This is a genomic window from Chryseobacterium sp. FW101-FHT12H09, from assembly GCF_058790395.1.
Genome location: NZ_JBYTCP010000005.1, coordinates 307,062 through 330,228 on the forward strand (window position 1 = coordinate 307,062; position 23,167 = coordinate 330,228).

The following is a 23,167-nucleotide window of genomic DNA, read 5'->3' on the forward strand; positions in this document are numbered from 1 at the left end:
AAGAATATATTTTTAATGCTGAATACAACTTCAGCCTAAAAAAATTACAATAAATGAAACTTACTAACAGATCAAAAGTTGTTTCTAATAAAGAAATGACCCTTGCTGAGAAAATCTACCTACCAGCGATTTTCAAAGGTATGGGGATTACATTCAAGCACGCTGTAAGAACCGTAGTAAAAGGTGCTCCTGCAGTGTATTCGTATCCAGAAGTACAAAAACCAAGAGCTCAGGTTTGGCGTGGTCAGCATGTTCTGAAAAGAGATGAGGAAGGAAGGGAAAGATGTACAGCTTGTGGATTGTGTGCTGTTGCTTGTCCTGCAGAAGCAATTACAATGACTGCTTCTGAAAGAACAAAAGAAGAAAAAGGTCTTTACAGAGAAGAGAAATATGCTTCAGTATATGAAATCAATATGCTAAGATGTATTTTCTGTGGTATGTGTGAAGAAGCTTGTCCTAAATCTGCTATCTATCTTACAGACAGATTAGTGGATGTAGAGACCAACAGAGGTTCTTTTATCTATGGAAAAGATAAATTAGTTGAAAAGATAAATGAAAGGATTGACATCACAGCAAGACAATCCGAGAAACAAAAAAATGCGGTAAAATAATGGATCAGTTTTTATTTTTCTTGGTGGCTTTTTTAGCAGTGGCTAGTGCAGTATACTTTGTATTTGCAAAAAATCCTTTGTATGCTATTTTGTCATTAATTGTTACAATGTTTTCAATTGCCGGAATGTATATTCTTCTGAATGCCCAGTTCCTTGCAATTATTCAGATCATCGTTTATGCCGGAGCGATCATGGTATTATTCCTTTACATTCTGATGATGCTTAATCTTAATAAAGAAGACGAAAGTAAAAAGAACAATACTTTAAAATTCATTGGTGTTTTTACAGCAGGTCTTTTATTGATTGGTGTTTTAGGGGTATTCAGAGGAGTACAGAGCAAATATGTTGTAGTAGAGAATGTAGACAGAGGAGTTGGTCTTACTAAAAATCTGGGTAAACTTTTGTTTAATGAATATGTTTTACCGTTTGAGCTTGCTTCCATCCTAATTTTGGCAGGTATTGTAGGTGCGGTATTAATCGGTAAAAAAGATTTATAAAATTATGGGAGAAGTAAATACATTTATACAAAGCGTCCCTTTAGAGTATTTCATCATTCTTTCTTCAGTATTATTCTGTTTGGGAGTGCTGGGAGTATTGTTGAGAAAAAACGCTATTGTAATTTTGGGTTGTGTAGAGCTTATGCTAAATTCTGCAAATCTTTTATTGGCTGCTTTTTCAGCATATAAAGGGAATAGCGATGGGCAACTTTTAGTTTTCTTCATTATGGTGGTTGCTGCTGCTGAAGTAGCAGTAGGATTAGCAATTATTGCTATGCTATATAGAAATACCCGTTCTGTAGATGTGAGTATATTTAATAAATTAAGAGGATAAAGAATGGAAAATTTAGTGTATGCAATAATACTTTTACCACTTTTAGGCTTTCTTATTAACGGTTTATTCGGGAAAAATCTTCCAAAAATTTTGGTTGGAGGATTAGCAACTGCAGCGGTTTTCGGATCTTTCTGTATTGCGGTAAGTATTTTTATGAGTTTTAATTCTGAAAGTCAACCCATAATCGTAAAAGCTTTTGAATGGTTTAGAGTAAATGGAGTTCAGGTAAACTTTGGTTTCCAGATCGATCAGTTGTCTTTAATGATGATCATGATCATTACAGGTATCGGATCATTGATCCACTTGTACTCTATCGGATATATGAGCCACGATAAAGGTTTCTATAAGTTCTTTACTTATCTGAATCTTTTCATCTTCTCTATGTTACTTTTAGTAATGGGAAGCAATTACCTTATCTTGTTCATCGGATGGGAAGGGGTAGGTTTATGTTCTTATTTATTAATTGGATTCTGGTTCACAAATGAAGAATATGGTAAAGCTGCAAGAAAAGCATTTATCATGAACAGAATTGGTGACCTTGGTTTATTGATCGGTATTTTCATGATCGCTTCTCAGACCAACGCTATTGATTTCCTTTCAGTAGCTCAAAATTCTTCAAAATTTGAATTGGACGGAACTGTAATTATCTTTATTACGGCGAGTTTATTTATCGGTGCTACCGGTAAGTCTGCTCAGGTTCCTTTATATACATGGTTACCGGATGCAATGGCTGGTCCAACTCCTGTTTCTGCATTAATTCACGCAGCAACGATGGTAACAGCGGGGATCTATTTGGTAGTAAGATCTAACTTCTTATTTACTTTAGCTCCTACCGTTCAGAATGGCATTTTATTAATCGGATTCTTAACAGCAGCATTAGCGGGTTTCTATGCACTTCGTCAAAACGACATCAAAAAGGTATTGGCTTATTCCACAGTTTCTCAACTTGGATTTATGTTCATTGCTTTAGGATTAGGAGCATATACAACAGCAATGTTCCATGTAATGACACACGCTTTCTTTAAAGCCTTATTATTCTTAGGTGCTGGTTCTGTGATCCATGCTATGAGCAATGAGCAGGATATGCGTTTTATGGGTGGACTGAAAAAAGTAATTCCTATTACCCATGCTACATTCCTTATCGGAACATTGGCAATCTCAGGATTTCCATTACTTTCAGGGATGATCTCTAAAGATGAAATTTTAGTTGCAGCATTTGCAAAAAATCCTGTATACTGGGTAATGCTATTTATTCTAGCTGCCATTACAGCAACCTATATGTTCAGATTGTACTATTTAACATTCCATGGAGAGTTCAGAGGTACTGAAGAGCAGAAACATCACTTACACGAAAGCCCAATGAACATGACATTACCGTTGGTTGTATTGGCTATACTTTCTGTAATCGGAGGTTTCATCAACTTACCTCACTTTATTGGTCACGGTCATTATGCAAAATTAATGGAGTGGTTAAAACCGGTTCTTACGGAGGAAAGTTTCAAACAAATGGAAGCAACGCTTTCAGGAGTTGATTTTAATACAGAAATGATACTTTTAGCAGCAACAGTGGTTATGTTCTTCACGGTTTGGTTCATTGTTAAAAATACTTATGTAAATAAGAAAAAGATGGCTTTACCCGAACAGAATTATACAGGCTGGGAAAAGCTTTCTGCTAAGAAATTATATATTGACGAACTTTACAATGCATTAATTGTAAAAACTGTTGAAGGATTAGGACGTGGGGGTAAAATGTTTGATAAGGGTGTTCTAGATCGTTTTGTAGACTTCGTAGGCGAAGGTGCTGAAGATAGTGGAAGATCTATGAAACGTATTCAAAACGGAAATGTTGAGACATACATTCTTATCATGTCTTTAGCTGTGGGAATTATACTGATTGTTAACTTTATATTACAATAATGTCTGGTTTATTATTAACATTATTACTATTACCTCTAGTAGGTTCGGGATTAGTTTTTGCTTGGAAAGATAAATCCAGCAAATATTTGGCGCTAGGAATCGCATTGGTACAAATGCTTCTTACATTTTATATACTTTCGGATTTTGATTTTACTCCGACAGTAGATAGTGTATTACAGCATGAGATCAATTATCCTTGGTCACAATTTATCAAAAGCTCTCTTCATTTCGGCATTGACGGAATGAGTATGCTTCTTCTATTGTTGACCAATATTCTATCACCTATAATTATTTTATCTTCTTTTAATGAAAATATAAACTACAGAAATTCATTCTATGGTCTTATCCTGTTGATGCAGTTCGGACTTGTAGGCGTTTTTACATCTTTAGACGGTTTATTATTCTATATTTTCTGGGAAGTAACTTTGATTCCGATCTGGTTTATTGCCGGACTTTGGGGTCAGGAAAATAAAAGATTTGAATTTACAACGAAGTTTTTCGTATATACATTTGTAGGATCGCTATTCATGTTGGCAGGATTGATTTATGTTTATAATCACTCTGCGTCATTTGCTTTAACAGATCTATACAATGCTTCACTTAATGAGACTCAGCAAACAGTAGTGTTTTGGTTTATCTTCTTTGCATTTGCAGTGAAATTACCAATCTTTCCATTTCATACCTGGCAGCCTGATACCTATACTTACTCTCCTACTCAGGGATCGATGTTGTTATCCGGAATCATGCTGAAAATGGCAGTCTATGGTGTTATCCGCTACTTGTTGCCAATTACCCCAATTCCTATTATGGGAATCTCAGGGCAGATTGTAATTATTCTGGCAATCGTTGGTATCCTCCATGGTGCACTGATTGCGATCATCCAGAATGATATGAAGAGAATTATTGCTTATTCATCTTTCTCTCACGTTGGATTAATGGTTGCAGGTATTTTTGCTTCAGCAGTTGTTACGCTAAGAGGAACCTTTACTACGGAAGGTGCAGAAGGTGCATTAGTGCAGACTTTTGCTCACGGTATTAATGTGGTCGGTTTATTCTACTGTGCAGATATTTTATATAAGAGATTTAAATCAAGAGATATAAGACAAATGGGAGGTTTAGCGAAAGTGGCTCCAAAATTTGCGGTATTATTCTTACTAATTTTATTAGGTTCAATGGGAGTTCCATTAACTAATGGATTTATCGGAGAATTTATTTTGATTAAATCTATTTTCGATTTCAACGTATTAGCTTCTATTATTGCTGGTTTAACAATAATTCTTTCTGCAGTTTACTTATTGAGATTCTACGGAAAAGCAATGTTTGGGAAAGGAGATGAAGCAATATTAAGTACAGCAAAAGATCTATCAGGCGTAGAGTTTTCTGTATTAGCTAGTTTAGCGGTTTTTGTGATTGTACTTGGTATCTTTCCTCAACCGGTAATCGAAATGGTGAGTAGTTCGTTAAAGTTTATCTACCAATCAATGGTTAGTTAATTTGATATTTTAAGAAATGAGTGTTTTAATTATTGTTTTCCTAACGGCAGTTGCTGCGTTATTTTCAGGAGTTTTTGAACAAGGGAAATTCGCAAGATACATTGGGATTTTGGGGTTAATCATTGCATTATATGTTAGCTTCCTTCCTGAATGTTCATTTTTTGAGCATTACAGACACATGTATGAATATGGCTCTAATACTGCTCTATTCACAAAAATCTCAATTGTAACTACTTTACTATTGTTCTTTCTTGGAGGTTTTGCATTCAGCAACCATAGAAGCCATCAGTCCGAATTATATGCATTAATGCTATTCGCACTTTGTGGTGGTATTATTCTTTTTGGATTCCAGAATTTAGTGACCCTATTCTTAGGTATTGAAATTCTTTCTATTCCATTATATGTAATGGCTGGTGCTAATAAAACTGATCTGAGATCAAACGAAGCTTCGATAAAATATTTCCTGATGGGTGCATTTGCGACCGGATTCTTATTATTCGGTATCACATTCATTTATGGTAGTGCAGGAACTTTCGATCTATATAAAATTCATGACTTTGGGGCTGCTAATCCTAAAAATGTAATGTTCATCTTAGGAGTGATCCTTATGTTGTGTGCATTAGCATTTAAAGTGGCTTTAGCACCTTTCCACATGTGGAGCCCGGATGTATATTATGGTTCTCCTTCATTGATCACTGCTTTTATGGCAAGTGTTGTAAAGATCTCTGGATTTTTTGCATTCTTCAGATTGATGACGATAGGCTTTGCCGGAGTTACTCACGAATGGATCAATGTACTAGGTGTATTCCTGATCATCACTTTGCTTTTAGCGAATGTAATGGGTCTTGCACAAACCAACGTAAAGAGAATGTTAGCTTATTCATCCGTTTCTCATGCAGGATATATCGGATTGGTTTTCTTTGGAATGACGAGCCTTTCTACTTATAACCTTGCTTTTTACCTATTTGCTTACTCACTATCTACTGTTGGGGTATTTATGTGTCTGATATGGGTAGAAAAATTAAAAAGAGAAACATCTTTTGGAGCTTTCAAAGGATTGGCAAAATCCGAACCTCTTTTAGCAACTGTTGCTGCAATCTCTATGCTTTCAATGGCAGGAGTTCCTTTAACAGCTGGTTTTATGGGTAAATTTGCCCTATTCTCTCAGGCAATGAATGGAGCAGCATTCTTAGTATTGGTAGCTGTTTTAGGTTCTGCAGTTTCAATTGCCTATTACCTGAGATTAATTATTGCGATGTTCTTCTTTAAAGAAACAACATTCAAAACTTCAGAAAAAGTTACACTCACCTATAATATTGTTGCTGTAGTTATCATTGCTTCAATTGTTATTTTAGGTGTTTTCCCGGACATGTTTGCTAAACAGTTTGGTTTGTAAGAATCAACATAAAAATATAAAAGCACAACATAAAGTTGTGCTTTTTTTATAACTTTACTTTATAATTTTCAGCATTGTCAAATCTTTACAAAAAAGACGCCCCGTTCCAGGTTATCATATCATTCAAAAAATATTTGGATGTTCTTGAACATATTAAATACAATGACCGACTGGAGTACCGGGTAAATTATGCAGAGTCTCTAATTGACAAAACAAAAAAATTCCAGGAGCTTAAAGATGGTTTCCAGGATGTTTCATTATTGGAAAAACATGAAGAACTTATCCGGCTTTTGCTGGCAGATTTATTTCCAACGGGCTTAACAAATAATGAAATAAAAGCGGCAAGTATTCCACTTTCTAAAGTTACTTTTAATTATACAGAAAGGTTTAAAGACATTCTTAAAGATGCCGGAAAGGATTTTGAAATAGAGCTTAGAAATATTGGTGACGATGAATTTTATGTATTCTGTTGCTGTTTGATTGTACAGAGTTATTTTAAAAAAGATATTAGAAGTACGATGCCTTTGTATTATGATATTCCTAATAAACAGGGAATCATGAAGCATTACAAGATAACTGTTAATTCGGATTTTACCGATATTTATCCAACCCAAAAGGCTCAAATACCGACTGATGATATTTTGGACATGTTATTGGAAAATTTAGATGATTTCAGACTTTGGAAAAAATATTTTCCTCCAAAATCATGGATTCTGAAGGGATTCACCATTGTTTCATTGGTAGATTGTACAACGGAAGTTGCATTATCGGATCTCAAATCCAGCATGATACAAATAGATCCTGAAAACCTGGCACCTGATGAAAATTTAATTGAGATCTTTAAATCTTATTTTGATGTTGCCCAACTTAATTTCGGATTAATGCTTTTTAACAAAAAAGATCAGAGATTGGATAAAATTCCTATCTATGAAAATCTTTTTACCAATCATATTCTCGATTTCTGGATTAATACTTTTGATGAAGAAACCCGGAAGAATACTTTTGAAAATTTAAATAATAATTCAAAAGCAATTGTGATTTCGAACGTTGATAAAATGGAGCAGGAAATAAAGAATCAACCTTCTTTCAGTATTCTAAAAGAAAATAACATCAACAGTTTCATGGTAATTCCAATTATGAAAGATAATGAATTACTGGCAATCATGGAATTTACCTCTCCAATTCCAAACAGTTTAAATGGATTAAAGCTAAAAAAACTTGAGTTTTTTACTGAAATGATTCTTTTCTCTCTCAATAGATTTAGTTTCGAAAAGAATTATCAGATAGAAGCCATTATTCAGCGTGAATATACCTCTATTCATGACAGTGTGGTATGGAAGTTCAGAAATGAAGCCGAAAAGTATTTCAATGCTTCTCTGGCAAAAAAAATATATACTTTAAAACAGATTTCATTTAAAAATCTCACCCCATTATTTGGTTTCTCGGATATCCGTTCTTCATCAGAAAAAAGGTTTAATCTGATGCTTGAAGATCTAAATAGACAAATAGACTGCCTTCATGATATTTTCTCTGTGATCAATTCAGATTCCGAGAAATATTTATTGGCTTTGGAAATTTTTGAAAATGAACTCAATAATGAAATAAAAGCGGATACGGAACAACGTTTTCAAAGACTATTACGTGATGAAATTCATCCTTATCTGCAAGGTAAACTGGAAGTAAGAACAACTAAGGAGATAAAAAAACAAATTTCAGACTATTTCGGACAGGTTTTTACCCAAACTGATCTGTTTTATAACAGCAGAAAAAGTCTGGACGACTCTATTACCTTAATCAACAGAAAACTCGCAGATATGCTTGATGAAAGTCAGGCTAAAGCGCAGTTGATCTTTCCTCATTATTATGAAAGATTTAAATCAGATGGTGTGGAGCATAATTTATTTATTGGTCCTAATATCTCTCCGGACCTTCATTATACATCAAAAGTAGTTCACCAGCTTAGATATTGGCAATTGAAAACCATCTGCAGAATGGAACAGGAAATTCAAACCTTTAAAAAGGATCTTCCCATCCCACTGGATATTGCCTCATTAATTTTTGTCTATAATGAAAAAATAGATATCCGCTTCCGAATGGATGAAAAGCGTTTCGATGTGGATGGAGCTTATAATTCTTATTATGAGATCATCAAAAAAAGAATAGACAAAGCCCATATTAAAAACTCTACTGAAAGGATAACCTGCCCTGGAAAAATCACTATCGTTTATTTTGGAATGGAAAATCAAAAAGAATATCTTCAATATATCAATAAGCTACAGAAAAAAGAAATTCTTCAGGCTGATATTGAGTTTTTAAAAGTTGAAGACCTTCAGGGAATTACAGGATTATTGGCTTTGAGGGTTTCTTTAGTTTAAAAACCTAGTCTATAAAATAAGTATCTGGCTTTTTCAATTCACCTTGAGGAATTTCAGCTTGTTCAAAAATAGAAAACTCAATCGTTCTGCAGATACTGTTCAGGGCAAGATCATTTTCTTCCTCTCCAAAAGGCTCACCTATTTCCTGAATAATAGCATCTAATGCAATAAAAGTATAACTGATTAAAAGAACAATGAGCGGCATCATCCAGCCCACGCTGTCAACCAATCCAAATGGTAGCCAAAAACAATACAGATAAACGGTCCGATGTAATAAAACACTATAGGCAAAGGGTAAAGGGGTGTTATAGATTCGCTCACAACCTCCGGAAATATTAGAAAACTGATTCAGCTGTTGATCCATAGAGGTCATGACTATGGTATCAATATTTCCTTTTTTATTCTGTTCTTTCAGCCAATCTGCAATGAAACCCAGAATAATGCTGGGAATAAATTTCTTACCATTTAATTTTTGTTCATATTCAGGAGAAAGCAAACGGGAAAGATGCTCTGTTCCTGATTTATCCCTTAACTGATAATTTAAAGACCAGCAAAATGCCGAAATCATTTTTACAATTTCTTTTTTTTTATCCGAAGCATCCGGAGCAGAATCGTCTACCAATGATAAGACCTGTCTGGTTAATGATCTGGTTTCAATGACCAGCAATCCCCATAGTTTCCTACCTTCCCAAAAACGATCATAACTTGCTGAATTACAAAATCCCATGAAAATGGCCAAAGCCAAACCTATTAATGTAAAAATAGTAGGATTGAGATGTACCTTATAATCATATATTTTACCCTTAAAAAGGTAGACTCCAATTGAAAACAAAGTAATAGCTACCAGCTGAACAATGATCTTCTTCAACACTGAACCCCGCCATATAAATAACATCTTCAGCCAATTTGTACGCTGTCTTACAATCATATTCAGCTAGATTTAATAATTAGAGCGTAAGAAATGCAAATGCAAAAGAAAGTACAGAAATAATGATTCCTGCCATAAAGATCTGGTATGTAATTGATAATAGTTTGTATTTTCTATCCAATACTTTTCCAAGATAATATAGATCTTTTACCATAGAATCATAGATGTAGTCCCTATCTTTAATAAGATCCCGCATTGCATTATGATAATCATCAAATATCATCTGATGGAAGTTACCAAAGAATAAAAGATTTACCTTCCTGTTTTCAACATCCTGATTCGTAAATTTAGTTTTTGTAACATTGGGTTTTGTAGATAAGATGGCAAAAATAATTGTCATAACACTTGATATCAGCAAAACAAAACTTGGAATGATAAGGTGAGCATTTTTGGGAGTATCCAATTTGGGAACCAATACCGAAAGGCAGACAGAAATGATAATTGCATTTACGGAAAGTAAGATATTCGCTTTACTGTCAGCAATATCACTTAGTCTGGTATGGTTATTCAATGTTACTCTGAATAATGTATCTACACTTCTATCTGATTTTGGTTCTTTCTTACTATCAGAATTCTCTTTTTTATCATCTTTTTTATCATCCTTTTTTTCTTCCTCTTTTTCCAACTTCTTTTCTATTTTCTTGATGTTCTTCTTTTTTAAAGGATCCCAGTTTTCTTTTGCATAATCTGTATAGTAATGATGTTTATTTTTCAACATATCCAAATTTCCTGCATTCCATTCGTCATTGGAAAAGCATCTTACATTAGTAAGTTCCCACTCTTTCCTTAAAGCATCAGAAATATCATTGTAATCATGACTGGCAAAATGGCTGCAATCTGCATCTTTAGCTATCTTTTCCAATAGATTCTGAGGCTCATAATTAATCTTTGTCGCTAAAATCAATTTAGAAATATCCTCAATATAATTTTCCGGGTAATTTTCATTTGCAAGAAAATTTTTCATAATCTCAACACCCTTCTCCTCATGATTTTGAGCACAATCTATATAGCCCGTATCGTGAAACCAAAGCGCCAATATCACTTTCTCCTGGTCTTCTTTAGAGACTGGAGTATTCTTCATTATTTCTTCGGCTTTATTGACTGTATACGTGGTATGTATAAAATTATGATAGAAATATACCGAAGATAACTTATCTTTGAATAAGCTTTCAACATAATTTTTAACTTTTTGTAAAATATCCATTCCTGAATTTTAGTTAATGTAAATTTATGAATTTATCCTTTAAAACCCATCTAAAAAAAATATCTGTTCCATTTAGATTCTTGTTGGTATCAGGACTCTTATATTCTTGTGCTACCTATAACGTAAAAAAGGGTAAAAACTTACAAGAAGTTAAAAATTCTGACGCAAAATCTGAAAATGACTTTAAAATTTTCCTAGTCGGTGATGCCGGTAATGCAGATGAAGTCCAGGCGAAAAATACATTGAGTCTCCTTAAAAGTAAATTGGATTCTGCAGACAAGAATTCCATGCTTATTTTTCTGGGTGACAATATCTACCCGTCAGGAATGCCTAAAGAGGGAGACAAAGACTATCCTTTGGCAAAAGAAAAGATGGAAAACCAACTTGCTATCACAAAAAATTTCAAAGGCAAGACATTGGTTATTCCTGGAAACCATGACTGGTATCATGGATTGGATGGTCTAAATGCCCAGGAAGAATTCGTTAAAAATTATTTAAACGACAAAAAATCCTATCTACCCAAAAATTCATGCCCAATTGATGATATCAACATCACTGATGATATCAAATTAATTGTCATTGATAGTGAATGGGTTTTGCTTAATTGGGATCAATATCCCGGCATTAATAAAAACTGTACGATCAAAACCCGTGATGATCTATTCTATGAATTTCAGGATCTGATCACGAAGAACCAGGGTAAAAGAATTATTGTTGCTCTGCACCATCCTGTCATCAGCAGTGGAACACATGCAGGCTATAATTCCGCAAGATCTCATCTTTTTCCTTTTAAAGGTAATATTCCAGCTCCTGGGATAGCAACCCTTATTAATATCTTAAGGAATACCTCAGGCGCCAGCATGGAGGACATTAATAATCAGCATTATGCTGATTTAGCCAATAGACTTAAAAGTATTGTTCAGGACAAAGAGAACGTAATTTTTGTTTCGGGACACGATCATAACCTTCAATACCACTCTGAAAGAAATATCAGACAAATTATAAGTGGTGCTGGCTCTAAAGTAGATCCTGCAACAATAGCAGAAAAAACCGATTTTTCATATGGTGGGAATGGTTTTGCTGTTTTAAATATCAGAAAAGATCAGAGTTCTGATGTAGAATATTTTTCGACTACAAATAATCAGCTAAAAACACTATCACATATTAATGTAATTTCCAAACCGGAACCTTTCATTAATAATTATCCAAATTCTTTTCCTAGTACAATATCCTCAACTGTTTATCCTAAAAAATTAACGGAGAAAGGAAAGTTTTACAGATGGCTTTGGGGAGATCATTACAGAAAATATTATGGAATCCCTATTGAAGCAAAAACAGCTAATATTTCGACGTTAGACGGTGGCTATATCCCTTTTAGAGAAGGTGGCGGAAATCAATCCAACAGCTTAAGACTTAGAGCAAAGGACGGGCAGGAATTTGTAATGCGTGGTGTAAAGAAAAGTGCAGTACGTTTTCTGAATAATATGGCTTTTAAGAAAAGTACCTTTGGTGATGAGCTCAATAATACATTCCCAGATAAGTTCTTACTTGATTTCTATACTACCAATCATCCGTTTACTCCATTTGCAGTTGGAAATATGGCTGATAAACTGAATATCTTCCATAGCAATCCAAGATTATTCTACATTCCGAAGCAACAGGCTCTGGGAGATTATAATGAACATTACGGTGACGAAATGTATATGATAGAGGAACGTTATTCTTCAGATCCTAAAACACTTCAAGCCTTTGATAATGCAACAGATATTGTTTCTACAGATGACGTTATAAAGAACTTTGGCAAAAATTACAAATATTCCGTCGACAAAGAATCCTATATCAGAGCAAGAATTTTTGATATGCTGCTAGGTGACTGGGACAGACATTCTGATCAATGGAAATGGGCGGAATATAAGGATGGCGACAAAGTAATCTACAAGCCTATTCCGAGGGATAGAGATCAGGCTTTCAGTAAATATGATGGAGCCGCATTTAAATTAATTATGAACGTTCCAGCAATCCGTCACATGAAAACCTTTAAAGAAGATATTCAGAATGTAAAATGGCTGGCTATGGAACCTTACCCGTTAGATCTGGTATTCTTAAAAGGATCTACACAGGAAGAATGGGTGACGCAGGCAAAGTATATCCAGGAACATTTGACAGATACAGATATCAATGAGGCTTTTAATAATTTACCTAAGGAGGTAAAAGATGAAACAATTAGTGATATTCAGAGAAAGCTTAAATCCAGAAAGGAAAAATTACAGGATTATGCAAGTCAATATTATGATGTACTGCAGAAAAAAGTTCCGTTAGCAGGAACAGTAAATCAAGATAAATTTGTTATTACTAAAACTGGAAATTCAGTTGAAGTTAAACAATACAAACTGGATAAGAAAGGAGAAAATCCTGAGTTGGTATTTGAAAAAACATATTACGACAACAAAACAAAAGAGCTCTGGATCTACGGGCTTGAAGACGATGACATTTATGAGGTATCGGGAGAAGGAAAGCCAAAAATGACAATCCGACTGATTGGCGGTTATAATCATGATGTATACAATGTAAGCAACGGAAGTAAGGTAAAGATCTATGATTTTAAATCTCAGAAGAATACCTACAATGCGGATACTGCTACCAAGAATATTTCCGATGATTATGATATTAATACCTACAATTATAAACATCCGAAATACAATTTCTTTGCCGGATATCCTAATGCCGATTATAATCCTGATGACGGGGTTATCATAGGAGTTTTAGCGAACTATACAGTCAATAACTTTATCCGTGCCCCATACACCCAGAAACATAGTTTAAAGGCTAATTTTTACACAAATACGGCTGGTTTTAACCTTGTCTATAAAGGAATTTTTAAAAAAGCGATTTCAGGATGGGATTTTAATATTGATGCGGCATATACAACACCGCGTTTCTCAGAAAACTTCTTCGGATTATCTAATGAAAGTGAATATGATAAAGATAATACTGAAACAAAATATAACAGAGCTAGAATCTCAAAATTCAATTTTGCACCTTCAATTTCAAAAAAGAGCTGGCTCAATCTTGAACATAAATTCCAGCTTACATTCGAAGATAATAAAGTTCAAAGAAATGGAGACCGTTTTGTAGACCAATCGCCGGATGTAAATCCTGCAGTTTTCAAAAGTCAGCAGTTTGCTGGTGCTAACTATACCTTTAGTTTCAAAAATTTTGACAATAATGCCTTTCCTACTTTAGGATTGGAATTAATTGCAAATGCGAATTGGAAAACAAATATTTCTGATTTTGATAGAAATTTTCTAACCTTAAACGGATCTTTAAATGTCCATCACCGAATTGATAAGAGAGGAAACTTTGTTTTTGCAAACTCCAGTAATGTGATGTGGATCAACAATAACAACTTTGAATTCTATCAGGCTGCCAGTATTGGTGGAAATAATGGACTGCGGGCTTTCAGGAACACAAGATTCTCAGGAAAGTCTTACTTTGCAAATAACTCTGAGATACGTTGGGATTTTGGAAGGGTAAAAAATAATATCATTCCTACTAACATGGGTATTTTAATTGGTTATGATGTAGGACGAGTTTGGAATGATAACGAAAACTCTGACAAATGGCATCAGGCTGCAGGTGTAGGTTTCTGGCTAAGCGTTGTTGAAATGTTCTCAGCAAGATTAAATTACTTCTATGGTTCTGATGGCGGAAGAATTTCTGCAGGAATCGGAATGAACTTTTAAGAAAAATTTTTGCTTTAAATAAATAATCCTCAGAAAATTTCTGAGGATTTCATTTTATAAAGAATTGTAATCATGTTTTTTCCTGACTTAAAAAGAAAATTTATATACATTTCCACCAATCGTTTTATCCTTTTCATCAGCAATTAATAAAGTTTTATCATCAAGAAAAACAACGGCTTCTTTTTGTGAATTGTGATTCAATGGTATCTTCTGAATTTTCGTTGTACTAAAATCATTTTGAGTAAATCCAGTCAGTACATGAATATTTTTATGGCTCAGTAGTACAATCTGATCTTGCTTACTGTTAATGGATGCAGAAGTAATTGCAGCATCGGTATATTTTCCATTCAGCTTTAACCGCCCTATCAGTTTCGCTTCAAAGTCCCCTTCCTGATTAGGAATCTGAAAAACGAGAAAAGTGCCATCAAAACCTTTACTTCTATTCTTAGTAAAGAGATAAAAGTTTCCATTCATTTCTACAAAAGCTTCACAATCATACAGCCAGTTTGATTTCTTTGGTGGAAACTCTGTCTGTCCTTCATAATGGAAACGGGTAGTCTGGATTACTTTCGTTGTTTTTTGAGAAGCATCTTTTAAATCAATTTTCAGAATACCAAGATTTTGTCTACTATTATCATTGTTCCCAAAATCACCAATATAGATATTTCCTTTGTTGTCCTTAGTAATTTCTTCCCAGTCATTATTTTCAGCATTTTCAACAAGAACATCAGTAACCATTTTTCCCTGTCTGTCTAAACCATAAACGACATTCTTATTTCCCTGGTCTTCTATTGCCCAAATGGTCTTTTGATCCTGAGATAAGGTAATTCCTGAAACCTCCTTTAGCTTTTTAGGTAATGAAAACTCTACCTTTAAAGTATCTTCTTTAGCCAGTTCAGTTGGAGTTTTAGGATTACATCCCACTAATAATAGGGCTGTTACTGCACAAAAAATATACATTCTCATCAATTTTTATTTAACATTTTAACTTCGTCCCACAAAAGATCCATTTCTTCAAGGGACATATCTTGTAACTTCAAATTTCTTTCCAAAGCGATATTTTCCATTTTTTGAAATCTGGAAATAAACTTTAAATTGGTTCTTTCTAAAGCAGAATCAGGATTGATTCCGGAAATCCTGGCATAATTGATCAGTGAAAAAAATACATCTCCCAACTCCTGTTCTTTTTTAAGCAAATCAGTCTCAGCATGAAATTCCGCCAATTCTTCATCTACCTTCTTCCAGGCATCTTCAGCATTATGAAATTCAAAGCCAATTCCTTTCACTTTATCCTGAACCCTGTAAGCTTTTACCATACTTGGTAAACTTTTCGGAACACCGCCCAAAATGGATTTATTCCCCTCTTTTAATTTTAGTTTTTCCCAATTCTGTTTTACCTCTTCTTCATCTTTTACTTCAACATCTCCATAGATATGTGGATGGCGGAAAATAAGCTTTTCGTTTAGAGAATTAATAACATCTGCCATATCAAAGCTTTCTTTTTCAGAACCTATTTTAGCATAAAAAACCAGATGAAGCAATACATCACCCAATTCTTTTTTTATTTCCTGTAAATCTTCCTGCAAAATTGCATCCGAAAGTTCATAAGTTTCTTCAAGAGTAAGATGGCGAAGAGATTGTAAAGTCTGTTTCTGATCCCATGGGCACTTTTCACGTAGATCATCCATTATATCTAATAATCTTCCGAAGGCTTCCAGTTTTTCTTGTTTAGTATTCATAGGTAGTTGAGAATTCGAACTTATACAAATGTAAGGGTTATTTGATTCTAGTACAAAAGTTAGAAGTTAGAAGTTAGAAATTAGAAGTTAGAAGTTAGAAGTTAGAAGTTAGAAGTTAGAAGTTAGAAGTTAGAAGTTAGAAGTTAGAAGCAAAATTACAGATTACTGAGTATGCAGAGTCTTTTCTCTTTATTCTTTATCCTCTCTTCCCTTCTAATCATCAATAATTGTGCAAAAAAAAGCCTTGTCAGGAAAACTCTCAACAAGGCTTGATTTTATATTCGAATAAATGAATTATCCCATTTTTCTGTGTGTGCTTTTTGGAGCTGCTTTTGCTCCCGTTGAAGCTTTTACTTTAGGAGCAACTGGTTTATCAGCCTTTGGAGCTGCTTTTTTAGGAGCCTCCTTATCTGTTAAACTTACTTCTTCGTTTGGATTTGCAGGATCTAAAGTTTCAGCTTCAGCTTTCACAAAACTTTCAGGAGTAATATATCCTGCCTTGTGTAAAATGTTATACCATTGAGCTAATTTCTTGATATCAGAAGCATATACTCTCTCCGTATCATAATTAGGAAGAGATGTTCCCATAAAGTCTTTCAACTCATCATCAGTAGATTTGTGAGAAATAGTTTCCTTATAGTCATGGTTTTTAGCAATATTTTCAAAAACTTCGAACAAAGGAACCTCTTTATCAAAAGTAAACATAGCAATATTATCCAGCAAACTTACCTGACTAGAGTTTCCGATACTTACTTTTTTCTTTGTAGTTACATCTTCAATAATAAATCCGTTTCTTAACTGAGAAACTAATTTGAAAAGACCTGGTTTTCCAGAAATTGAAATTATTTTTTCTAACAACATAATTTTATTTTTTTTAATTTTAGTAATTGATGCAAGATCTATTACTGCCTATTATTTTTCTTATTTAATTATTTACACTACTATTTCGGAAATCTCATTTTGTAATTAATGCTTACATCACCCTGAGATATCTTTGTTAATTTACCTTTCACCAATTTCTTTTTTAAAGCACTTAAGTGATCCGTAAACAGCGTCCCTTCAATGTGATCATATTCATGTTGAATTACGCGGGCTCTAATATCGGAAAAAGTTTCTGTATGCTTCAAAAAATTTTCATCATAATACTCGATAAGAATCGTACTCTTTCTCTTAACATCCTCTCTTACATCAGGAATAGAAAGACATCCTTCATTAAATTTCCATTCTTCTCCGGATTCTTCAAGAATTTTAGCATTGATGAAAACCTTTTTGAAATCCCTTAATTCATCCTGAATATCTTCATAATCTTCATCTTCTGCCAAAGGAGTTACATCTATTACAAACAAGCGAATATCAAGACCAATCTGCGGAGCAGCAAGGCCAATTCCGTTTGCACTATTCATAGTATCGAACATATTATCTATAAGTTCTTGTAAATCGGGATAATTTTTGTCTATATCTTTGCCTATTTTTCTTAAAATAGGATCCCCAAAGGCTCTTATTGGTAGAATCATCTTGTTCTTTGTTCTAAAAAATTTTGCAATATAATAGTTGCACTTATCTTATCTATCAAACCTTTTTCCTGTTTCTTTTTTTTACTTTTCCCACTTTGAGAAATAAAAAATGATGCCATTTTGGAAGTAAACCTCTCATCAAAACGGAAAACGGAAATGGTTGGAAATTCTTTTTTAAATTCTTCTATGAATTTTAAAATATCAGTCTCCACTTCGGAAATATTTCCTTTTAAATCTACAGGAAGTCCGATTACTACGTCATCTACTCTATTTTCACTGAAATATTTTTTCAGAAAAACCAGTAAAAGTTTTGTTTCAACGGTCTCAAGGCCGCTTGCTATAATCTGCATATCATCCGTCGCAGCAAGGCCACAACGAGCCTTTCCATAGTCTATTGCAAGGATTTGTCCCATAGGTTTGCAAATTTAGTAAATTTTAATGATTTTATTCATAACGTAGTTTTTTTTATAAATGATGTTTCATTCCACATTTTTTTTTATAATTTTAATCTTCCAAAAAACAAAATTATGAAGAAACTCATTCTTGTGAGACATGCGAAGAGCGACTGGCCAGAAGAGACAGAAGACTTTGACAGACCTTTAGCCGACAAAGGTTTAGAAGATGCTATGAACATGTCCAGATTCTTAAAAACCAATAGTATTGCGATTGACTATTTAGTATCAAGCCCGGCAGTGCGTGCATTGAATACGTGTAAAATTTTCAATCAAACCTATCAGTTGAATTTCATGACGGATGAAAAGCTTTATAATCCTTCAGAAAAAAATTTTGAATCTGTTATTTATGACTTGGATGATAACCATAGCTCTGTAGCTTTTTTTTCCCATAATAATGGAATTTCCAATTTTGCCAATTCAATATCTGAAAATATTTTTCATTTCCCGACCTGTGGTGTTGCCGGTTTTGAGATAGACTGCGATTCGTGGTCTGAATTTGATGGAGCTAATAAAAAGCTTTTATTCTTTTACGAACCTGGTAAAATTAAAATTTAAAATTTCTACTACTCCCTTCATATCAAAAGAAGCAAAAGGTTAAGAGATAAACAAGTAAAACATGATTTACATTTAATCCAGAATAACTCCATTAAAATTCTCATTTATTTTAATGGGGAAAATATCATGTAATCTCTTTTGTCATTTCATTTAGAATAAAATATTTTTGTATTATATATAATTATTCTAAATAAAAATAACAATGAAGAAACAGTTTTACTTTCTATTCTTTTTCCTTGTATTATCAGGAAACAAAGCTTATTCGCAAATTACCGCCTCACAATTGATCGGAAATTTAGAAACTCCAAATCCAATGGTGATAGATGGTAGTGAAATGTATATAGGAGTTTACTATCAGGATAAAGTTATTAAGGTTAATATTGATGATCCTAGTATTCCACCGGTTGATGTTGTTACAGGAGTAAACAGACCTTATGGCTTAGCTTTAAAAGACAATATTTTATATATTTCAGAATTTGGAGGAAACAGAATTTCCAAAGTCAATCTTAATAACGTCAATCCTGCTCCTGAAGTTGTTCTAACCAATATAAACAGTCCATTAGGACTTGAATTTGTTGGAAATGACTTATATATGGCTCTTGAAGGTGACAATAAGATCGCTAAAATAGATATTACCCAATCTAGTCCGCAATTAATAGATATTACTTCAGCATCGTCACCATTCGATATCGAAATTATTGACAGCGAAATTTTCTTTACAGAGAGGTTTGCGGGAACTGTATCCAAATTCAAACTTAACAATTCTACTTCTCCAACTGTAATAGCACAAGGATTAAGCTATCCATCGGGATTAATATCTTATGGAAACGAACTGTTTATTTCTGAAGCTGGAGCTTCAAAAATTTCAAAATTGAATTTCACTATGGCTAACCCGGTAATTTCCGATGGCATTATTTCCACCGAATTCAATTATCCATCCGGATTAGCTGTAAAAAATAATACAATATACATTACTGATTTTTTTGCCGGATCATTACTAAAAGCAAATTTAGGTGCTTTGTCAGTCTCAGAACAGCAGCTCAAAAGCAAAGCGCTTATTTATCCTAATCCTGCAAAAGATATTCTAAGTGTTCTAAATACATCCTCAAAAGAATATAAAATCTTTGATATGGTAGGGAAACTTATTCTTTCAGGAAAAATTGAAAGAGGCTCTATTAATGTTGGCCACCTTACAAAAGGTGCATACATCATTCAGATCGGAGATCTCATCAAGAAATTTATTAAAGAATAATTGAGGTCATATTAAAAGAAAAAAGCTCTGACGTTTGTTAGAGCTTTTATTTTATTGACTTTATAGGGTATCGTAAGATATTATATTACTTTCTTCTCAAATCCAGGTCATCAAAATCAAAACTAAAGTCTGTAACATCAGAAATAGGTTTGAGTTTTGCAGACTCAGCTTTTCCATTTTCATTATAATCAAATATAATATATGCATCTGCATCATAACTTCTGTCATCCCATTTGATAATAAAACTGTTGTTTGAATAAGGTAATAATTCCCCTTTCAACCTCGGTGAGTTTTTACATGAAATCCTGTAGGTGCTTCCTTGTTGAACAATTTCCACATCACCAAACCAAATATCACTATACTTTCCTACAAATTGTTCTGCTTTAGGTTGTAGATTTTTATCTTTTTTAAAAGCATCGGATTTTGCAAAAGCTTCTTTCTTTTGTTTTTCATATTCAGCATTTACCTTTGCCATCCTGTCTCCATATGTTTTCAGCCAGTTTCTATCCGCTACTCCAAGATAAGAATCCTTCAGAGTATTTGTAATCGTATTAAATGCAGCTCCCGACTGTTGGTTTGTTAAAACTACAATTCCCAATTTCAGATCAGGAATTAAAGTAAACTGAGTTACTGTCCCTATTAATCCTCCAGTATGCTGAATTTGTTTATGTCCTTTTACATCACTTAAAAACCAACCCATTCCATATCCGTAGAAACTTGTATCATATGGATTTTTCATTGCTACACCGCTAGGAATCTGTAAGCTCCATAACTGCTGAATCTGTTTATCTGTAACCAATTTCTTTCCGTCTTTTGTGGTAAAATTGTTTAAAAGAAATTCTGCCCAAGTGGTCATATCTTTGATATTACTTAAAATTCCTCCAGCTGCATTTCCGGTTTCATTCCAGTCATGAGGAACAGCAATTACTTTTCCATCTGCAGGAGCATGGGCATCAATCTTATTTGCAACAGCTTTAGCTCTGCTGTAACTTCCAAAACTTGAAGTCATCCCAACAGGTTTCATAATTCTTTGCTCAATAAATTCCGCCCAGCTTAATCCTGAAACTCTATGAATAATCTCTCCGGCAACAATAAACATGATATTATTATAATCTAAAGTTGTTCTGAAAGGATTTTCAGGCTTCAGATATCTGACATTATGTACAATATCATTTACAGTAAGGCTTCCTCCTTCGGGAAAGAACATTAAATCTCCCTGCCCTAACCCTAATCCTGCCCTGTGAGTTACAAGATCTTTTATCGTAACATTTTGTGAAACGTAAGGATCATACATTTGAAATTCCGGAAGATATTTTGAAACTTTATCATCCCAGTTCAGTTTTCCTTCATCTGCTAAAATAGCAAGAGCAGTACAGGTAAAACCTTTTGAATTAGAAGCAATCCCCACCAGAGTACTGTCATCCATCGGTTCTTTTGAAGTTAGAGAACGTACCCCAAAACCTTTTGAGTAAATAAGTTTACCATCTTTAATAACACCAACAGACATTCCCGGAACATCAAAAGTTTTTAAGGTATTTTGAACTAGTTCATCCAGTTTTTTTTCTTCAACCTGAGCATTGAATAAGCCAACCGCTAAAAGAAAAATGAAAAAAGAAATTTTCTGTTTCATTATTTTTAAATTTTCTCAAAGTTAATCAATTCGAGTTTTATTAAGTAAATTTGAACTTTATTTTAAGTGTGAAAAAATGATTTCAGAAAAAATACTGTCCTTCTTTTTATTATTAAGTCTTAATTTATATTTCTCGCAACAGGTCACCATCAAAGATGACAAGGTTCTGGTGGATGGAAAGCAGATTTTAAAAGCAGAAAAAATTGATATTACTCAATACTCATTTTTTACAATGAAAGATGATGAAGAAATTCTCCTTTACCGATATATGGATAATGAGACTCCAAAATATGTAAGTGATGATTATTTTATATTAAACTTTCTGACCGAAAAAGTAAAAGTAGAAACAACTGATATTGCAAAAATTGCCAACTTTATGAATTCCAAAAAAGGAATGGAAAAGCTTATCAAATGGCTATTGAAAGAAAGAGTAATCAATCATGAAGGAGAATTAAATCCTGAACGTATTGCTATATTTAAAGAAAAGTACGACGAAAATATTACTGAAAGAACACTAAGATAATGACTAAAGTCCTGCTCCTTTCCGATTCCCATTCCTATATTGACGATCGAATCTTAGAATATGCCAGTCAGGCTGACGAAATTTGGCACTGTGGTGATTTTGGAAGCTTTGAAATTATAGAACAGCTCGAAAAAATCAAACCTTTAAAAGGTGTTTACGGAAATATTGACAACGCCAAAATCCGTTCTGAATTTCCAGAAGTGAATCGTTTTTTCTGTGAGAATCTGGAAGTTTTGATGATTCATATTGGAGGTTATCCGGGAAGATACACACCATTAGCTAAGAAGGAAATTAGTGAAAAGGCTCCCAAACTATTTATTTCAGGCCATTCACATATTTTAAAAGCAATGTTCGACGCGAAGAATAATTTACTTCATCTTAATCCCGGCGCATGTGGAAAACAAGGCTGGCATAAAGTAAGAACAATGATGCGCTTTGTAGTGGAAGGTGAGGAAGTAAAAGACTTAGAGGTAATTGAATTAGGTCCAAAATAGATTGAATATGAACATTGGTGATCAGGTTTCTGTAGTAGATGAAAATTTAAGCGGCGTAATAACTTCCGTGAAAGGTAATATTGTTGTTTTGAAAGATGAATATGGATTTACCCATCAATATCCTAAAGAAAAGCTGGTTCCGAAAAATCCTTCTTTATATGAAAACATTAAGGTCGAAAAAAAAGCAGAACCCAAAAAGATAATCTCAAAAAAACACCAAAAAGAAGCTCTAATTTTAGACTTACATTTTCACAATCTGGTTAAAAACCCAAATGATTATGATAGTTTCGAAAGGCTTTTTATTCAAAAGGAAAAGCTATTAAGTGTTTTAGCATTCTGTAGAAAGAATCATCTTAAAAGGTTGGAAATTGTTCATGGAATTGGTGATGGAGTCCTCCAGAGAATGGTTTTAGACGTTTTAGAAAGTCAGACTCACCTGGATTTTTACAATAAGGAAATACTTCATCATCAATCAGGTGCCGTAATGGTAGAATTTCACTAAATTTG

General features: G+C 33.7%; 21 protein-coding genes. 13 read left to right on the forward strand and 8 right to left on the reverse strand.

The genetic code is table 11. The features are described 5' to 3' along the window. The first annotated feature begins 53 nt into the window (after nucleotides 1–53). The 7 genes from AC3WRL_RS20430 to AC3WRL_RS20460 all read left to right on the forward strand — a co-directional run bounded on the left by AC3WRL_RS20430 (nucleotide 54) and on the right by AC3WRL_RS20460 (nucleotide 8,623). A complete protein-coding gene (locus tag AC3WRL_RS20430; RefSeq protein ID WP_089029007.1) occupies nucleotides 54–611 on the forward strand; it encodes a NuoI/complex I 23 kDa subunit family protein in 558 nt (185 codons plus the stop codon). Beyond that, entirely contained in the window at nucleotides 611–1,108 is a 498-nt protein-coding gene (locus tag AC3WRL_RS20435; protein WP_214828390.1) for an NADH-quinone oxidoreductase subunit J family protein, read from the forward strand. The genes AC3WRL_RS20430 and AC3WRL_RS20435 overlap by 1 nt, the downstream gene beginning before the upstream one ends. A 4-nt stretch (nucleotides 1,109–1,112) precedes the next feature. Next, a complete protein-coding gene (gene nuoK, locus AC3WRL_RS20440; protein ID WP_214828387.1) occupies nucleotides 1,113–1,442 on the forward strand; it encodes an NADH-quinone oxidoreductase subunit NuoK in 330 nt (109 codons plus the stop codon). Between the two features lie 3 nt (nucleotides 1,443–1,445). After that, nucleotides 1,446–3,359, forward strand: coding sequence for an NADH-quinone oxidoreductase subunit L (nuoL, locus tag AC3WRL_RS20445; protein ID WP_214828384.1), 1,914 nt, complete (start codon nucleotides 1,446–1,448; stop codon nucleotides 3,357–3,359). Continuing rightward, nucleotides 3,359–4,852, forward strand: a complete 1,494-nt coding sequence (locus tag AC3WRL_RS20450; protein WP_214828381.1) for a complex I subunit 4 family protein — start codon at nucleotides 3,359–3,361, stop codon at nucleotides 4,850–4,852. The genes nuoL and AC3WRL_RS20450 overlap by 1 nt, the downstream gene beginning before the upstream one ends. Before the next feature lie 16 nt (nucleotides 4,853–4,868). Next, nucleotides 4,869–6,248, forward strand: coding sequence for an NADH-quinone oxidoreductase subunit N (locus AC3WRL_RS20455; protein WP_214828378.1), 1,380 nt, complete (start codon nucleotides 4,869–4,871; stop codon nucleotides 6,246–6,248). Between the two features lie 74 nt (nucleotides 6,249–6,322). Next, entirely contained in the window at nucleotides 6,323–8,623 is a 2,301-nt protein-coding gene (locus AC3WRL_RS20460) for a GAF domain-containing protein (RefSeq protein ID WP_261509811.1), read from the forward strand. Between the two features lie 4 nt (nucleotides 8,624–8,627). Here AC3WRL_RS20460 and AC3WRL_RS20465 read toward each other — a convergent pair whose 3' ends face one another. Together AC3WRL_RS20465 and AC3WRL_RS20470 are read right to left on the reverse strand one after the other, a co-directional pair. After that, nucleotides 8,628–9,551, reverse strand: a complete 924-nt coding sequence (locus tag AC3WRL_RS20465; protein ID WP_492331139.1) for a bestrophin family protein — start codon at nucleotides 9,549–9,551, stop codon at nucleotides 8,628–8,630. Nucleotides 9,552–9,570: 19 nt separating this feature from the next. Continuing rightward, nucleotides 9,571–10,755 (reverse strand): Pycsar system effector family protein, encoded by a 1,185-nt coding sequence (locus AC3WRL_RS20470; protein ID WP_214828369.1) that lies wholly within the window; start codon nucleotides 10,753–10,755, stop codon nucleotides 9,571–9,573. A 26-nt stretch (nucleotides 10,756–10,781) separates the two neighbouring features. On the opposite strand from AC3WRL_RS20470, the gene AC3WRL_RS20475 reads away from it, so the two are divergent. After that, entirely contained in the window at nucleotides 10,782–14,498 is a 3,717-nt protein-coding gene (locus tag AC3WRL_RS20475) for a metallophosphoesterase (protein WP_492331140.1), read from the forward strand. 87 nt (nucleotides 14,499–14,585) lie between these two features. On the opposite strand, the gene AC3WRL_RS20480 is transcribed toward AC3WRL_RS20475, so the two are convergent. From AC3WRL_RS20480 to ruvX, 5 genes are all read right to left on the reverse strand, one after another. Further along, nucleotides 14,586–15,458: a hypothetical protein gene (locus AC3WRL_RS20480; protein WP_261509814.1), complete on the reverse strand. Its 873-nt coding sequence runs from the start codon at nucleotides 15,456–15,458 to the stop codon at nucleotides 14,586–14,588. A gap of 5 nt (nucleotides 15,459–15,463) precedes the next feature. Further along, the gene (gene mazG, locus AC3WRL_RS20485; protein ID WP_261509815.1) at nucleotides 15,464–16,237 is read right to left on the reverse strand and encodes a nucleoside triphosphate pyrophosphohydrolase; all 774 of its coding nucleotides are present in this window, start codon (nucleotides 16,235–16,237) and stop codon (nucleotides 15,464–15,466) included. A 294-nt stretch (nucleotides 16,238–16,531) separates the two neighbouring features. Beyond that, complete coding sequence (locus AC3WRL_RS20490) at nucleotides 16,532–17,098, reverse strand: DUF5606 family protein (RefSeq protein WP_214828360.1); 567 nt, start codon at nucleotides 17,096–17,098, stop codon at nucleotides 16,532–16,534. A gap of 80 nt (nucleotides 17,099–17,178) precedes the next feature. Beyond that, entirely contained in the window at nucleotides 17,179–17,751 is a 573-nt protein-coding gene (gene def / locus AC3WRL_RS20495) for a peptide deformylase (protein WP_214828357.1), read from the reverse strand. Next, complete coding sequence (gene ruvX / locus AC3WRL_RS20500; RefSeq protein ID WP_214828354.1) at nucleotides 17,748–18,164, reverse strand: Holliday junction resolvase RuvX; 417 nt, start codon at nucleotides 18,162–18,164, stop codon at nucleotides 17,748–17,750. The genes def and ruvX overlap by 4 nt, the downstream gene beginning before the upstream one ends. Before the next feature lie 114 nt (nucleotides 18,165–18,278). Here ruvX and AC3WRL_RS20505 point away from each other — a divergent pair, with 114 nt between their 5' ends. Both AC3WRL_RS20505 and AC3WRL_RS20510 read left to right on the forward strand, forming a co-directional pair. Next, the gene (locus AC3WRL_RS20505; protein ID WP_261509819.1) at nucleotides 18,279–18,761 is read left to right on the forward strand and encodes a SixA phosphatase family protein; all 483 of its coding nucleotides are present in this window, start codon (nucleotides 18,279–18,281) and stop codon (nucleotides 18,759–18,761) included. 202 nt (nucleotides 18,762–18,963) lie between these two features. Continuing rightward, complete coding sequence (locus tag AC3WRL_RS20510) at nucleotides 18,964–20,013, forward strand: T9SS type A sorting domain-containing protein (RefSeq protein ID WP_214828351.1); 1,050 nt, start codon at nucleotides 18,964–18,966, stop codon at nucleotides 20,011–20,013. A gap of 85 nt (nucleotides 20,014–20,098) precedes the next feature. Here AC3WRL_RS20510 and AC3WRL_RS20515 read toward each other — a convergent pair whose 3' ends face one another. Beyond that, nucleotides 20,099–21,643, reverse strand: a complete 1,545-nt coding sequence (locus tag AC3WRL_RS20515) for a serine hydrolase (protein WP_492331141.1) — start codon at nucleotides 21,641–21,643, stop codon at nucleotides 20,099–20,101. A 76-nt stretch (nucleotides 21,644–21,719) separates the two neighbouring features. Between AC3WRL_RS20515 and AC3WRL_RS20520 the strand changes: the two genes are divergently transcribed. From AC3WRL_RS20520 to AC3WRL_RS20530, 3 genes are read left to right on the forward strand one after another with little or no spacing between them, the layout of a single operon-like run. Next, on the forward strand, nucleotides 21,720–22,166 hold the full coding sequence (locus AC3WRL_RS20520) for a hypothetical protein (protein WP_214828347.1): 447 nt from the start codon (nucleotides 21,720–21,722) through the stop codon (nucleotides 22,164–22,166). Then, nucleotides 22,166–22,660 carry a metallophosphoesterase family protein gene (locus tag AC3WRL_RS20525; protein WP_214828345.1) on the forward strand — a complete coding sequence of 165 codons (495 nt, stop codon included), beginning with the start codon at nucleotides 22,166–22,168 and terminating at the stop codon, nucleotides 22,658–22,660. Before AC3WRL_RS20520 ends, AC3WRL_RS20525 begins: the two co-directional genes overlap by 1 nt. Before the next feature lie 7 nt (nucleotides 22,661–22,667). Beyond that, nucleotides 22,668–23,162, forward strand: coding sequence for a DUF8465 domain-containing protein (locus tag AC3WRL_RS20530; protein ID WP_214828342.1), 495 nt, complete (start codon nucleotides 22,668–22,670; stop codon nucleotides 23,160–23,162). The last annotated feature ends 5 nt before the right edge of the window (nucleotides 23,163–23,167 follow it).

Bases quoted from the DNA above. Each gene is read 5' to 3' on its own strand.
- AC3WRL_RS20480 (WP_261509814.1), bottom strand. From the start codon at position 15,458: ATGTATATTTTTTGTGCAGTAACAGCCCTATTATTAGTGGGATGTAAT.
- nuoK (WP_214828387.1), top strand. From the start codon at position 1,113: ATGGGAGAAGTAAATACATTTATACAAAGCGTCCCTTTAGAGTATTTC.
- AC3WRL_RS20435 (WP_214828390.1), top strand. From the start codon at position 611: ATGGATCAGTTTTTATTTTTCTTGGTGGCTTTTTTAGCAGTGGCTAGT.
- AC3WRL_RS20520 (WP_214828347.1), top strand. From the start codon at position 21,720: ATGATTTCAGAAAAAATACTGTCCTTCTTTTTATTATTAAGTCTTAAT.
- AC3WRL_RS20470 (WP_214828369.1), bottom strand. From the start codon at position 10,755: ATGGATATTTTACAAAAAGTTAAAAATTATGTTGAAAGCTTATTCAAA.
- AC3WRL_RS20465 (WP_492331139.1), bottom strand. From the start codon at position 9,551: ATGATTGTAAGACAGCGTACAAATTGGCTGAAGATGTTATTTATATGG.
- AC3WRL_RS20490 (WP_214828360.1), bottom strand. From the start codon at position 17,098: ATGTTGTTAGAAAAAATAATTTCAATTTCTGGAAAACCAGGTCTTTTC.
- mazG (WP_261509815.1), bottom strand. From the start codon at position 16,237: ATGAATACTAAACAAGAAAAACTGGAAGCCTTCGGAAGATTATTAGAT.
- nuoL (WP_214828384.1), top strand. From the start codon at position 1,446: ATGGAAAATTTAGTGTATGCAATAATACTTTTACCACTTTTAGGCTTT.
- AC3WRL_RS20450 (WP_214828381.1), top strand. From the start codon at position 3,359: ATGTCTGGTTTATTATTAACATTATTACTATTACCTCTAGTAGGTTCG.
- AC3WRL_RS20525 (WP_214828345.1), top strand. From the start codon at position 22,166: ATGACTAAAGTCCTGCTCCTTTCCGATTCCCATTCCTATATTGACGAT.
- AC3WRL_RS20515 (WP_492331141.1), bottom strand. From the start codon at position 21,643: ATGAAACAGAAAATTTCTTTTTTCATTTTTCTTTTAGCGGTTGGCTTA.
- AC3WRL_RS20455 (WP_214828378.1), top strand. From the start codon at position 4,869: ATGAGTGTTTTAATTATTGTTTTCCTAACGGCAGTTGCTGCGTTATTT.
- AC3WRL_RS20430 (WP_089029007.1), top strand. From the start codon at position 54: ATGAAACTTACTAACAGATCAAAAGTTGTTTCTAATAAAGAAATGACC.
- AC3WRL_RS20530 (WP_214828342.1), top strand. From the start codon at position 22,668: ATGAACATTGGTGATCAGGTTTCTGTAGTAGATGAAAATTTAAGCGGC.
- AC3WRL_RS20505 (WP_261509819.1), top strand. From the start codon at position 18,279: ATGAAGAAACTCATTCTTGTGAGACATGCGAAGAGCGACTGGCCAGAA.
- AC3WRL_RS20510 (WP_214828351.1), top strand. From the start codon at position 18,964: ATGAAGAAACAGTTTTACTTTCTATTCTTTTTCCTTGTATTATCAGGA.
- ruvX (WP_214828354.1), bottom strand. From the start codon at position 18,164: ATGGGACAAATCCTTGCAATAGACTATGGAAAGGCTCGTTGTGGCCTT.
- def (WP_214828357.1), bottom strand. From the start codon at position 17,751: ATGATTCTACCAATAAGAGCCTTTGGGGATCCTATTTTAAGAAAAATA.
- AC3WRL_RS20475 (WP_492331140.1), top strand. From the start codon at position 10,782: ATGAATTTATCCTTTAAAACCCATCTAAAAAAAATATCTGTTCCATTT.